Genomic DNA, 13,595 nt, shown 5'->3' on the forward strand with positions numbered 1-13,595 from the left:
TAACTATACAACGTGAGCAAAAGCAATAAATTGATAACAGGCAGTTTTTGCCTGGCCCTGGTATTTTATGCATGTACCGGAACAAAAACCACTGTAAAACGTGATGCTACCGGGCGTATATTGGTTGATACCACCCCAATAACTAAACCCCAAACGCCTGAACAGGCGCTCCGGAATATTTACCTGCAAAAGGGTTATCACCTTGAACTGGTAGCCAGCGAACCCATGGTACAGGAACCGGTTACCATGGCCTGGGATGGCAACGGACGCCTGTATGTAGCCGAGATGAATACCTACATGCAGGATATTGACGGCACTGGCGAAGATGAGCCGGTTTGCAAAATTAAACGGCTTGAAGACACGGATGGGGACGGTAAAATGGATAAAGTTACCGTTTACATTGATAGCCTGGTATTGCCCCGTATGATATTACCACTTGACAACCGGGTGCTGGTTGGCGAAACATATTCAAACCATATTTATAGTTATGAGGATACAAACGGTGACGGCAAAGCTGATGTAAAGAAGCTTGTATACGAAAACCATACACGCGACGGACGCAATCTTGAGCATCAAAAAAGCGGACTGGTGTGGAACCTTGACAACCGTATTTATGTAACGTTGGAAGCTGTGCGCTATCAATTTATCAATGATAAGCTTGTACCTGACACCTTAATTGAGATGCCCTGGGGACAATGGGGCATTGGCCATGATGATTATGGGCGGATTTATTTAAACCTTGGCGCGGGCGAAACCCCGGCCATGAACTTTCATCAAAATCCGCATTACGGTCAATTCAACCCGGAGGGCCAATATGGTGATGCTTTTCAGGCAGTGTGGCCCATCATAGCTACTCCTGACGTGCAGGGCGGACCGGTTAGGCTGCGCAGCGATAGCACGCTAAATCATTTCACGGGCTGTACATCGCCCCTGATTTATCGTGGCGATCACCTGCCTGCCGACTTAAAAGGTGATTTGCTGATATGCGAGCCTGTGGGTCGTTTAATACGCCGTGCTAAAGTAATCAATACCGAAGGTAGGATAACACTGGCAAATGCTTACGATAAGCAGGAGTTTATCGCATCCACGGATATGAACTTCAGACCGGTTTATACGGCTAACGGGCCGGATGGCACAATTTACATAGCGGACATGTACCGCGGCATCATACAGGAAGGTAACTGGACCAGGCCGGGCAGCTACCTGCGCCCTGAAATACTAAAAAAGGGTTTGGAAAAAAATAATAGTCGCGGTCGCATATATCGCCTGGTTCATGATAACCATAAAGGTTCAAAGGTATCACCGCGGCTACTTGACGAAACTTCAGTAAACCTGGTTGGTTACCTCTCGCACCCAAATGGCTGGTGGAGAGACTATGCCCAAAAACTGCTGGTATTACGTAAAGACAGGGCGGTTGTACCGGTATTGGCTGGCCTTGTTAAAACGGCCCCTCTTCCGCTTACCCGCATACATGCGTTGTGGACACTTAACGGTATGGGTGCATTAAATAAAGATTTGCTTTTTTACGCACTAAATGAAAAGGACTACAAGGTTCGTAAAAACGCGGTTTGGGTGGCTGAGGATTTTGCCGGCGACGCCGGCGTATTAAACAGGTTAGAGCAGCTAAAGGATGATGCAGACCCTGAGGTTCGTTATCAATTAGCGCTTGCACTGCGTTTTAATAAATCAAAAACGGCAAAGGAGGTAATAGCATATATGGTATCAAAATACCCCAATAGCATATTAGCGTTATCACAAAAAAAATATGATAACCTGGTAGCCGAACGGGAACTGTCGGCAAAAAAGGCGGCATTGCTTAGCGATGAGCAAAAAAAGTTAGTTACAGAGGGTGCCGGGATATTTAAACAGCTGTGCGCTGCTTGCCACGGTAGCGATGGGAAAGGAATAACTTCAGGCGGTAAAAGCATGGTAGCACCGCCGCTGGCCAATAACAAGGATGTAAACGGCGACCCGGAAAAACTGATAAAGATATTGCTGCACGGTTTAAAAGGGCCGATAGACGGCAAAACCTATCCGGATATAATGCCGGCGCTGGGCGCAAACAGCGATAACTATATAGCATCAGTGTTAAGCTATATACGAAACGATTTGGGCAACAAAGCCAAAGTAATTAAACCCGAAGACGTGAAACGCGTAAGGCAAGAAACATCAGGACGCAAAACCAACTACACTATGCAGGAGTTGGAAGCAGCTAAGTGATAAAATTTTAAAGGGCTTTAAGTGTGTACTTAAAGCCCTTTAATATATTACTGCCAGCGATCGCCGCCACGGTCATTGCCGCCACGGCCACCGCCGTAACCGCCGCCGCCACCACGGTTGAAGCCGCCGCCACCGCCGCCGCGGTTAAAGCCGCCACCACCGCCTCTGCGGTCGCCACCTGATTTTTTGTCTTCTGCCTGGCTAACAGCAATTGATCTGCCGCTAACTTCGCTTTTGTTTAAAGCATCAATAGCTGCTTGTGCAGCTTCATCGTCAGCCATTTCAACAAAGCCAAAGCCTTTGCTGCGACCTGTTTCTCTATCGATGATTAATTTGGCCGAGCTAACCTCACCAAAAGGTTCAAAAAGTGCTCTTAAATCTTCTTCCTGTAGCTGATACGGAAGGCTTCCTACGAAAATGTTCATTAAAATTAATTTGTAAAATGAGTAGTTTTAGTTTGCTTTAATATAGTTTGTCAAAAAATGTAAACGTATACGTGTTTGCGGCTGTAATATATGGATTTTATTTAAACTTATTTATTTTCAAAAATAAAATCAAAAAATTGCAAAAAGGCTCTAAAACAGGCCCCGTTCGCGTAACTCTTTCCTGCGCTCGTTAAACTTGCGTTTCTGTTCTTCTTTAGCTTCTTTCTCACGCCTCTTTTCTTCCTCACGTGCCTCTTTTTCCTGTTGTTTTCTTATTTCAGCACTGTCAACCTTTGATTCGGCTTTAGCCGTGCTGTCCTTACCAAACAGGCGTTGGAAAAAATTCAGGTTTCCGTTTCCGTCAACCGGCAGGTCGCCTTCAGGGTTCAGCAAGCTGTCGGCCACTACGGTGTCAACAGGTGTGCCGCGCCTTAATCCTTCCCGTAACCGTACGTTATAAAAGCCGTAAGCCGAACTATCAGGCGCAACCAATCCTTTTTTTGCCATTAACCGGCCAATCAGGTTAAAATAACCATGCAGCCGGCGTCGTAATGTACCGTCGCCCTCAAAGGCATATAGGCCTGCTTTAGGTTGCGGTACTATGCTGGCCAGGTATATACTCTCTCCAAGGCTGAGCTGGCTGGGCCTTTTTCCAAAGTAAAACCGGGCCGCCTCAGCCACACCGTAAACGTTAGGTCCCCATTCAATAATATTAAAATAAACCTCAAGCATGCGGTTTTTGCTTATAAGGCGGTTGTTTTCTATAAGCCAAACAATCAGTATCTCCTCTATTTTGCGCGAAAGCGTTTTGTTACGGCTTAAAAACACATTTTTTACCAGCTGCATTGAAATAGTACTGCCGCCCCTTACAAATTTTTTCTCCTTAAAGTCCGTAATAATGGATTTGCGTATAGATTCTTCTACAAAACCATTGTGGCGATAAAATGAAGGATCCTCAGCGGTCATTACCGCGTTACGCAAATCAGGAGCTACCTGGTCAAGCGGAGTAAAGTCCGGGTTTTCGGGGCTTATGTTATGCGGTGCCATAGGTTTGCCACGCTCATAAGGTATGTATACAAAGCTGCTGTTTATTTTACCCAGGTTTGTTTTGCCATATTTAACAATACGGAATTCCTCTTTTTCCAGCCTTGAGTCAAAACGCAGATTGTCAATATCCTTGTCATTCATAAAAAAGTCAAGCGAATATTTGAGCTTCCCGGCAACTTTAATGCCCTCCAGTGTTTCAAACATCCCAACCGGAAACGAGTCAAACAGATCCTGCGCATTAAGCCACCCGGTATTTACTTTTAACTCGTAAATTTTTACCGGGTTAAGTGTGTATTTAATATAAGGGTTTGCGGTGATCTTTTTAAAATGAATAACCGACGAGCTATCGAGCGATAAATAATTTTCGCCTACAAAAATATTAGCGTTTATTGCCCCATTAGGTACAATTATATCTTTGGTAGATAGCGCCGCGTGGTTAATAAGCAGGTTGTTAGCCCCCCAGTAACTATAAATCCGTGTTTCATTATTCTCCTGTTTTACCTTGGTTAATCTTGATGTTATCGTATCGGCATTAATTATCGCTTTAAATTTCTGCTGCAGTATTGGCAGCTGTAGTTTTTTGCCATCCGCGTAAAGTTTTACATCAATATCCTTATCTGATGCATGCATTTTACCATTCAGATGCCAGGTAGACTCACCGTTATTTACGTTGATGGTTGATGTGAGATCGCCATCGTCTATCAAGGCACTTTGGGCCAAAAAGTTTACCTGCGTTGTATCTTCACGATAGGACATCCTGAAGTTCTTAAGTTTGAGGTTTTCAGGAATTTTATACAAAACCTCATTAATCAGGTTATAGGATATTTCACCCAAATCTACCTTGGACTTCGTTTTGCTCGTGCTTTTTTTCTTGCGGAATAAAAAGTCAAAATTACGTACGCCCTTTATATTGGTAAGGCTTAAAAATCCGTCCTCCAGTATAACGTCATCCAATATGATGTTGCCAACTATAAGGGGCATCAGTTTAACATCAAGGTCGAGTTTGTGTATGCGTAACAGGCTGTCGCGCTTGGCCGGTACGATAGAGATATTAGAAAATGAAACCCTGCTGAACCCGGTAAAATGCGCGGTTCCTATTTTTACATCTAAATTATATTGGTCACGGGCTTTAGCTTTAGCTTTGTATATAGCTTTTTGCAGGAGGGCCTCACGTTTTGAATAAGCTACATAGCCGCTTACAAATAACACAACGAGTATAAGGGCAAGTACTATACCGCCAATGCGGATATATTTGGGGTTAAGGCGACGCATCTGTAAATTTTATCCAAAACTAAACTAATTCTTATCCGCTTTCAAACGTTATGGGTAGCAAATTATTTCGGTAACAAACCCAAACACTAAGCTGTTTTACTAATTTTGCAAATTATTTGATATAATGGTTATTACTAAAGAACAAGTTTTACAAGCCCTTAGTCATGTAGAGGAGCCGGATCTTAAAAAGGACCTGGTAACGCTAAATATGATACAGGATATACATATTGATGGCAACCGCCTGAGTTTTTCGGTAATACTTACTACGCCGGCGTGTCCGTTAAAGGGATTGATAGAAAATGCCTGCCGTAATGCCATAGGCCATTTTATTAGTAAAGATATTGAGGTGAGCGTAAATATGACCTCGCGTGTAACCACGCAGAAAAACACCGGTGTGCCAGGCGTAAAAAACATTATAGCTGTTGCCTCAGGCAAAGGCGGGGTAGGCAAGTCAACCGTTGCGGCAAACTTGGCTTTGGGGCTCGCAAAAGCCGGCGCAAGTGTTGGATTGATTGACGCGGACATTTACGGCCCCTCAGTCCCGATCATGTTCGGTTTAGAGGGCGAACGCCCAAAGGCAACACAGGAAAACGGCAAAACGCGTATTGAGCCTATAGAAAAATACGGCATCAAGTTGTTGTCGATAGGTTTTTTTACCGACCCAAACCAGCCGGTGCCATGGCGCGGGCCAATGGTATCAACAGCGGTTAAACAGTTATTTAACGATGCAGACTGGGGTGAACTGGATTACTTAGTGGTTGATTTGCCGCCCGGCACAGGTGATGTACACATAACAGTTACGCAAACTTTCCCGGTAACTGGTGCAGTTATAGTAACTACTCCGCAAAATGTAGCGCTGGCCGATGCTAAAAAAGGCATCGGGATGTTTATGATGAACGCCATTAACGTGCCTATACTGGGCGTGGTAGAGAATATGGCATATTTCACCCCGGCAGAATTACCTGGCAACAAGTATCATATTTTTGGCCGGGACGGCGGTAAAAAGCTGGCCGAGCAACTCGATGTGCCCTTTTTAGGCGAAATACCACTTGTAGCCAGTATCAGCGAATCAGGCGATGCGGGGATGCCGGTAGTACTGCAGGAGAATAATGCAATGACCACGGCTTTTATGGATATGGCCAGGCTGGTAGCCCAGCAGGTTTCCATTTACAACGCACGGGGCGTTACAGACAAGAATGTGGTAAATAATTAATAACTTTACTTAAGTTTATAACACGATAAAAATGAGTTTATTAGAACAGGTAGAATCAGCTTTGGATACCATACGTCCATACCTGGAAGCTGACGGGGGGAACGTTTCGGTTGAAGAAATCACACCGGAGGGTGTAGTGAAGCTGAAGTTATTGGGCTCGTGCGGTTCATGCCCTATGAGCATCATGACACTGAAAGCAGGCATTGAGCAGGCTATAAAGAAAGCTGTACCCGAAATAACGGCCATTGAAGCTATAAACTTGACAGACATCGACGACCCTAACGCGGTGCTTCCAGAAAATTTGAGGTAGGTGTTAAGTAATGTTAAAATTACAGCCGCATATTATTTTAACAGCTATTTTTGTTAAAGTTTAAAACCATTTACTTAAACTCGGGTAAATTATACAGGGTCGGCGAGCAGATGAGATATTTGATTTGCATATTGTTTTTAGCGTTTACTACGGTTGCTTTGGCACAGCAGCAGGAGCGCCCCCTGGTGCAGTTTTCGGGTGTAACGCACAATGCGGATAGTGCGAGTTTAATTGTGCCTTACGTTACTATCACCAACAAAACAACAGGCAAGGCGGTTACATCATCCAATTATAAGGGCTATTTTTCTTTTGTAGTACACGAGCGCGATACACTGCAGTTTTCATCTGTAGGTTATGCGCCGGTAGCAGTGGTTATACCTGCCGATGTAAACAAAAGCTATACTGTAAAAGTGCTGCTTAAACCGCAGATAATAAATTTGCCGGTATTTCGTGTATTCCCGTGGGCTACTACTGATGAGTTTAAAAAAGACTTTTTAGCGATGAAAATTGCTGATGATGACTTAGAGGTAGCGAAAAAAAATGTTAGCCGTTCATCTATAATGGCCCTGCAAAACACACTGGCGCGCGACGGGCGCGAGATACAAACCGCTAATGCGCAGTCATTTCACAACCGGATAGTTAATCAAAACTCGCTGATGCCTAATCCTTTGTTAAATCCAATGGCTTGGGGAAGCCTTATCAAACAAATATCCGCCGGTGATAAGAGCAGGAATAGTGATTAGTAGTACTGCATTATTTGGCCAGAGGTTAGCCTTTTAGAGACATGGAAGTTCCAGCTCTCTCAGCTAAATCTTCCTGATTTACATACTTCAATGGCTGATCACTAAAAAGTACCAACTACCGTCCCTTCTTTACGTCAGGAAACTTCATTTTGTAATCAACCTTTACGTTACCTTTTGAGATATCGCCGAGGCGTTTTTCAAGCAAACGTTTGCGAAGCGGACCAAGCTTATCGGTAAATAATTTACCTTCAATATGGTCATATTCATGCTGTATAACACGGGCCGCCATTCCTGAAAATGTTTCTTCATGATGTTTCCAGTTCTCGTCATAGTATGACAGGCGAACATTGGGTTTGCGCGATACATCTTCCCTAACTTCGGGTATGCTCAGGCATCCTTCGTTAAATACCCACTCGTCACCGGTCTCTTCCAATATCTGGGCATTGATAAATGCTTTTTTAAAATCCTTCAGCTCAGGCTCTTCATCGTCAAATACGGTTGCGTCGACTACAAACAAACGCATAGATAAGCCTATTTGCGGAGCAGCCAACCCTACACCCCGCGCGCCATACATAGTCTCAAACATATCATCAACCAATTGCTTGATATGCGGATACTCCTCAGGATCGATCGCGGTAGCTTTTTTACGTAAAACAGGGTCGCCGTAGGCTATAATAGGATACTTCATAGGTGCAAAAATACGGGTTTTATTATTTAGGCTCAAATACCAATGTCATTAGCCTGTTAGTATCAAATATTTCATTGCTTAATTCCAGCACCTGTTCAGCAGTTACGGCGTTGATCTTAGCAAATACATCTTCAAGTGTATCTATACAATCAAAGTCAAGCAAACTTTTGGCCATTGATATAATAAGCCCCATACGGTTTTCTTCGGCCAGGGCTATTTGACCGATAAATTTTTGCTTGGCCTGTTGCAGCTGCAATACGCCTAACTTGTTATCACGCAATTTTTTTAGCTCCTTGTGTACCAATTTAGCTGCCTTGTCGGCTTTTTCAGCGTCGGTACCAAAGTATACCGAGAATATGCCAGTGTCAGTAAGCGGCGTGTAATTGGATTCGATGGTATAGGCGATGCCATACTTTTCGCGTATCTCTAAATTAAGTCGGCTGCTCATGCCCATGCCGCCCAGCAAGTTGTTTACCAGCAGCAGGCCATTCTTATTTTGATGTGATGATGAATAAGCCTGGCTACCTATAATACAATGTGTTTGTGATATAGGTTTGGCCAATGATAGGTAAGTGCCGGTGTTTTGCTGGGGTATATTACGGTGTTTTTTTGCATAATTTGCCGGCACGCCGCCAAAATATTTTTCTGCTAGCTTAATTATCCTTTTAAAATCGTAATTGCCAAATACCGCAAATACCATTTCGCTGGTGGCATAATTAGCTTTAATAAACTCTTTTATATCGTGGGTATTCAACGCTGCTACGCTGGCGGGAGTACCAAGTATATTGTTTCCCAGTGGGTGGTCTTTAAAAAGCAATTCTTCAAAATCGTCCTGTATAGCTTCTTCGGGCTGATCAAGGTATGACGCGATTTCATCAAGTATAACCCCCCGCTCTTTGTCCATTTCATCGTCCGGAAAGGTTGAATGGAACAGTATATCTTCAAACAGGTCAATAGCGCGTTCTAAATGTTGCTGCAGTAATGATGCATGAATACATGTATACTCTTTTGTAGTATACGCATTAAGATCAGCCCCTACCAGTTCAAGCCTGTTGAGTATTTGGGTGGTGCTCCGCCTTTCCGTCTCCTTAAAAAGCAGATGCTCAATAAAATGTGCCAGGCCTTCTTTTTGCGGTTGTTCATCCCGTGCGCCGCTGTTGAGGACAAAGCAGCAATGGGTAACCGCAAAGGGCGCATATTTAAACAGTATTTTTATGCCGTTAGGCAGGGTGTGTACGTAATGATCAAGCATTAGCCGCAAAGATAGCGTTTTATAAGGTTAGGGACAGTAGAGTTACATATAGCCGGTCAATAGTATGCCTGACAGATACTTTAAATATCTGCAACTTATTAATATCTGTTTTTACCGGTTTTATACTACTTTAGTCTTAAATTTTAACGTTGTTTAATACATTTAGTAACTACCTAGATAGCCATACAATGAAACTTGAAATAGAAGGCCTGGAATTTGAACCGTTTATAGCAGCCGACGAGATAGCTAAACGTGTACGCGTTATGGGGGCACAACTAAATATTGATTACGCACATACCCGGCCGGTGATTATTGGCGTGCTTAATGGCAGCTTTATGTTTATTGCCGACCTGATAAAGCAAATAACTATACCATGCGAAGTTACGTTTACTAAACTGGCTTCATATTACGGCGGATTATCCAGCACTCAAAAGATACGGGAAGACATAGACATCAGCGTAAATATCGAAGGACGTGACATTATCCTGGTTGAAGATATTGTAGAAACAGGTAATACGCTGAATTACCTGATAGAAAAACTGCAGGTGCGCAAGCCTGCCTCAATAGCCATCTGTTCATTGCTTTCAAAACCCGCTGCACACGACGAGCGTCCGGCTGAACTAAAATATATAGGCTTTGAAATAGGCAATGATTACGTGGTGGGCTATGGGCTAGACTACCAGGAACTGGGAAGGAATTTAAAGGAGATATACAGGAAGGTGTAGCACGAGAGAGTCAAGAGGTAAGAAGCAAGAATCATGATTTTTTTGACGAGTGTTTTCATAACTGATGCCATTGCTCCTCACTTGCGCTCTTCTGTGAAAGTGCTTAACGATGTAAAGCGTTAGCAATGCGTAAGCGATACAATCCAAAGACCATATTAAGCACTTAAGCGCGCGTCGCAGAAGAGCGCAAGGAATCTTGCATTTGGGCGTTTCAAAAGTCCCCTTTAGGGGGTTAGGGGGTAACTATTTCCTCTAACAACTCCAACGCTTCGTCAATTCCGGCAACACCCTCAATACTTAACCTTAAGGTACTTTTTACCTCCTTTAAATTAGTGCGGCGGGGATTGGCCTGCACAAAATTAAGTACCTGCCTGAAGGCCGCTGTTTCAAAATACGGCGACTGCTGGTTGGTAATAAAATAGCCACGCAGCACATTCTTTTTCAGTGATATTTTTTCGAACCCGATAGCTTTACCCAGCCATTGCATGCGCATAGTATTCAGCAAATCGGTAACCTGCGGTGGTATTGGACCAAACCTGTCATGCAACTGCTGTTCAAAAGCTGCCAGCTGGGTTTCGTTTTCTAGTTTGGATAGTTCTGTGTACAGGTTATAGCGTTCAGATAGGTTGGTTACGTACTCATTAGGTATCAGAATCTCCAGGTCGGTATCTATCTGGGTAAATGAAATAAATGGCCGCGGCTTGTCATCCGGGAAAACACCTTTAAATTCATCCTCCTTTAGTTCCTGTATAGCCTCATCCAATATTTTGTGGTACATCTCAAAGCCAATTTCCGCTATAAATCCGCTTTGCTCGGCACCCAGCAAGTTTCCGCTGCCGCGGATGTCAAGGTCGCGCATGGCAACATTGAAACCGCTGCCCAGATCGCTGAATTCCTCTATAGCGCTTAAGCGTTTGCGCGCCTCATTAGTAAGAGTTGATAACGGCGGACTAAGCAGATAACAATAAGCCTTTTTGTTGCTGCGGCCAACCCGGCCTCGCATCTGGTGTAAATCACTCAAACCAAACATGTGCGCATGGTTAATAATGATGGTGTTAGCATTGGGTATATCAAGTCCAGCCTCAATGATAGTAGTAGCTACGAGTACATCATAGTCGGCATTAACAAACTTAAGCATCACATCTTCCAGCGCGTCGCCCTCTAACTGGCCGTGGGCTATGCCCACACGGGCTTTGGGCACCAGCTTATGTATCAGTCCGCCCAACTGCGGCAGGTCGGCCACCCGGTTGTGTATAAAAAATACCTGGCCACCGCGTTCCAGTTCAAACTCTACCGCGTTCTTTATCAGCGTATCATTAAACACATGCAGCTCGGTAACCACGGGTTGGCGGTTAGGCGGCGGAGTAGAGATAATGGATAAATCGCGCGCGCCCATTAGCGAGAAGTGCAGGGTACGGGGGATAGGTGTCGCGGTTAGGGTGAGCGTATCTACATTGGCCCGCATCTGTTTTAGTTTCTCTTTTGTAGATACCCCGAACTTCTGTTCCTCGTCAATAATCATCAGCCCCAGGTCCTTAAACTTTACATCCTTGCTTACCAGCCGGTGGGTGCCTATAATGATATCAACTTTACCCTCCTTAAGTTTTTCCAGACTTGCCTTAATCTCTTTATTAGATTTAAAGCGGTTAATGTAATCTATATTACACGGGAAGTCCTTCAGCCTGTCTGAAAAGGTTTTGTAGTGTTGAGCCGCCAATATGGTGGTTGGTACCAGTATGGCTACCTGCTTACTATCAGCCACGGCTTTAAAGGCAGCGCGCACGGCTACTTCAGTTTTACCGAAACCTACGTCGCCGCATATCAGGCGGTCCATAGGGTGCGGGGATTCCATGTCCTTTTTAAAGTCGGCCGTTGCTTTTTCCTGGTCAGGGGTATCTTCGTACAAAAAAGATGCTTCAAGCTCAGTTTGTAAATAACTATCGGGCGAAAAAGCATTGCCATGTTGCGACTTACGCAGGGCATAAAGCTTTATCAGGTCGCGGGCTATGTCCTTAACTTTTTTTTTTGTTGTTTTTTTCAGCCGCTCCCAGGTGTCTGTTCCCAACTTATTCATCTTGGGTACAGTGCCTTCCTTACCGCTGTATTTTGATATGCGGTTAAGCGAATTGATATTTACATACAGCAGGTCGTTGTCGGCATAAACCAGCCTTATCATTTCCTGTTGCTTGCCCGATACCTCTACCTTTTCCAACCCGGCATATTTACCTATGCCATGATCAATATGGGTCACATAGTCACCAGGTTTTAACTCCCTTAATTCCTTCAGGGTAATAGCCTGAGAACGCTGGTAGCCTTTTTTTAGTTTATATTTATAGTATCGATCAAATATCTGGTGATCAGTATAGCACGCTATTTTTTGCTCGTGGTCAATAAACCCCTCCCGCAGCGCAATGTTAACCGGGGTAAACGTTACGCTTTTATCCAAATCATCTAAAATGGCGTACAACCGCTCTATTTGCCGGGCCGAATCTGTTACGATGTAGTTTTCAATCTTTTCTGCCTCGTTGTTTTTAAGGTTATGTATCAGCAGCGTAAAGTCTTTGTTGAAAGATGGCTGCGGCCGCATATCAAAATTGATGGCGTTATCAGCATGGTAAAAAAATTGCTTGCCAAACTCTACAACAGGGAAATCGCTAAGTTGGTCGGCAATTAGCTTTTCGTCTGTAAAGCCAAATTTAGGGTCTATCCAATCAGGGTTTTGTGCCTTCTCATCTGCCGATAGCGCCTTCCATAGCTGGGTAGCTTTTTTAAAGCCGGTTTGTATAATATCCAGCGTAAACTGAACATCTTTTATCCAAACCTGCGTACTCGGTTCTACATATTCTAACAGCGATATATTGTTTTCAGTTAAAAATTTGGATTGAACATTAGGTACTATGGTGATGCTTTTTACCTTTTCTTCAGACAGCTGACTCTCTATTTCGAAAGTCCGGATAGATTCTATATGGTCGCCAAAAAACTCTACCCGGTAGGGCAGGTTATGCGAAAATGAAAAAATATCTACTATACCTCCCCTTACCGAAAATTGCCCGGGTTCGTAAACAAAATCAACCCGTTCAAAATCATACTCTACTAAAAATTCAATAATGAAGTCAATATTCAGGCTATAGTTAACAGCAATTTCGAGGGTGTTTTTTTCCAGCGAAGCGCGATCAATCACCTTCTCAGCCAAAGCCTCCGGATAAGTTACTACCAGGCGGCCGTACTCTGCACTGTGATTAAGCTCATTCAGTACCTCTGCCCGTGCAAGTACATTGCTGCTGTCGGGTTGTGTAAATTCAAACGGTTTGCGGTATGATGAGGGGAAAAGCAGCACCTCTTTACCGGTAAGGTTTTCTAAATCTGCCTGAAAGTAAGCAGCTTCTTCACGCTCGGGCAGCACAAAAACCATGTGCTTGTGCTGCAAAAAGTACAAAGCTACCGCCATGGCCGAATCACTTGATCCCACCAAACCACGAAGCTGTATCCTTGGTGCCTTTTTGGCATTAAGGGCGGCCGCCAATGCAGTAATGCGGCTATCAGCTTTGTAACGCTCTAAAATGTCACGTATATTCAAAACTGCGCAAATATACCTCAAAAAAACCCACTTTTAAGTTCCCTAGGCAAATTTTGACAGTGAGTTCAAACAAAACAGTATCAAAAATCCTTTTATGATCAGAGCCGGCGGCCTGTACGGAAT

Annotated in this window: 10 protein-coding genes; 5 read left to right on the plus strand and 5 right to left on the minus strand. The window is 43.9% G+C overall.

Features of this window, described 5'->3' with window-relative positions:
• The first annotated feature begins 12 nt into the window (after positions 1-12).
• Positions 13-2,220, plus strand: coding sequence for a DUF7133 domain-containing protein (locus DJ568_RS10480; protein ID WP_199560956.1), 2,208 nt, complete (start codon positions 13-15; stop codon positions 2,218-2,220).
• 47 nt (positions 2,221-2,267) lie between these two features.
• Here the strand turns inward: DJ568_RS10480 and DJ568_RS10485 are convergent, their stop codons facing one another.
• Positions 2,268-2,645 carry an RNA recognition motif domain-containing protein gene (locus DJ568_RS10485; protein ID WP_114005222.1) on the minus strand — a complete coding sequence of 126 codons (378 nt, stop codon included), beginning with the start codon at positions 2,643-2,645 and terminating at the stop codon, positions 2,268-2,270.
• Between the two features lie 150 nt (positions 2,646-2,795).
• Positions 2,796-4,964 carry a biosynthetic peptidoglycan transglycosylase gene (locus tag DJ568_RS10490; RefSeq protein WP_114005223.1) on the minus strand — a complete coding sequence of 723 codons (2,169 nt, stop codon included), beginning with the start codon at positions 4,962-4,964 and terminating at the stop codon, positions 2,796-2,798.
• A gap of 124 nt (positions 4,965-5,088) precedes the next feature.
• Between DJ568_RS10490 and DJ568_RS10495 the strand changes: the two genes are divergently transcribed.
• From DJ568_RS10495 to DJ568_RS10505, 3 genes are all read left to right on the plus strand, one after another.
• Positions 5,089-6,177, plus strand: a complete 1,089-nt coding sequence (locus tag DJ568_RS10495) for an Mrp/NBP35 family ATP-binding protein (RefSeq protein ID WP_114005224.1) — start codon at positions 5,089-5,091, stop codon at positions 6,175-6,177.
• Between the two features lie 31 nt (positions 6,178-6,208).
• Positions 6,209-6,487 carry a NifU family protein gene (locus tag DJ568_RS10500; RefSeq protein WP_114005225.1) on the plus strand — a complete coding sequence of 93 codons (279 nt, stop codon included), beginning with the start codon at positions 6,209-6,211 and terminating at the stop codon, positions 6,485-6,487.
• 110 nt (positions 6,488-6,597) lie between these two features.
• Positions 6,598-7,230, plus strand: coding sequence for a peptidase associated/transthyretin-like domain-containing protein (locus tag DJ568_RS10505; RefSeq protein ID WP_114005391.1), 633 nt, complete (start codon positions 6,598-6,600; stop codon positions 7,228-7,230).
• 115 nt (positions 7,231-7,345) lie between these two features.
• On the opposite strand, the gene def is transcribed toward DJ568_RS10505, so the two are convergent.
• A complete protein-coding gene (def, locus tag DJ568_RS10510; protein WP_114005226.1) occupies positions 7,346-7,918 on the minus strand; it encodes a peptide deformylase in 573 nt (190 codons plus the stop codon).
• A 22-nt stretch (positions 7,919-7,940) separates the two neighbouring features.
• A complete protein-coding gene (locus tag DJ568_RS10515) occupies positions 7,941-9,170 on the minus strand; it encodes a M16 family metallopeptidase (protein ID WP_114005227.1) in 1,230 nt (409 codons plus the stop codon).
• A gap of 188 nt (positions 9,171-9,358) precedes the next feature.
• Between DJ568_RS10515 and hpt the strand changes: the two genes are divergently transcribed.
• Entirely contained in the window at positions 9,359-9,895 is a 537-nt protein-coding gene (gene hpt, locus DJ568_RS10520; protein WP_114005228.1) for a hypoxanthine phosphoribosyltransferase, read from the plus strand.
• 232 nt (positions 9,896-10,127) lie between these two features.
• Here hpt and mfd read toward each other — a convergent pair whose 3' ends face one another.
• Positions 10,128-13,472: a transcription-repair coupling factor gene (mfd, locus tag DJ568_RS10525; protein WP_114005229.1), complete on the minus strand. Its 3,345-nt coding sequence runs from the start codon at positions 13,470-13,472 to the stop codon at positions 10,128-10,130.
• Positions 13,473-13,595 lie beyond the last annotated feature (123 nt).

The organism is Mucilaginibacter hurinus (assembly GCF_003324525.1).
Classification (GTDB): Bacteria; Bacteroidota; Bacteroidia; order Sphingobacteriales; family Sphingobacteriaceae; genus Mucilaginibacter; species Mucilaginibacter hurinus.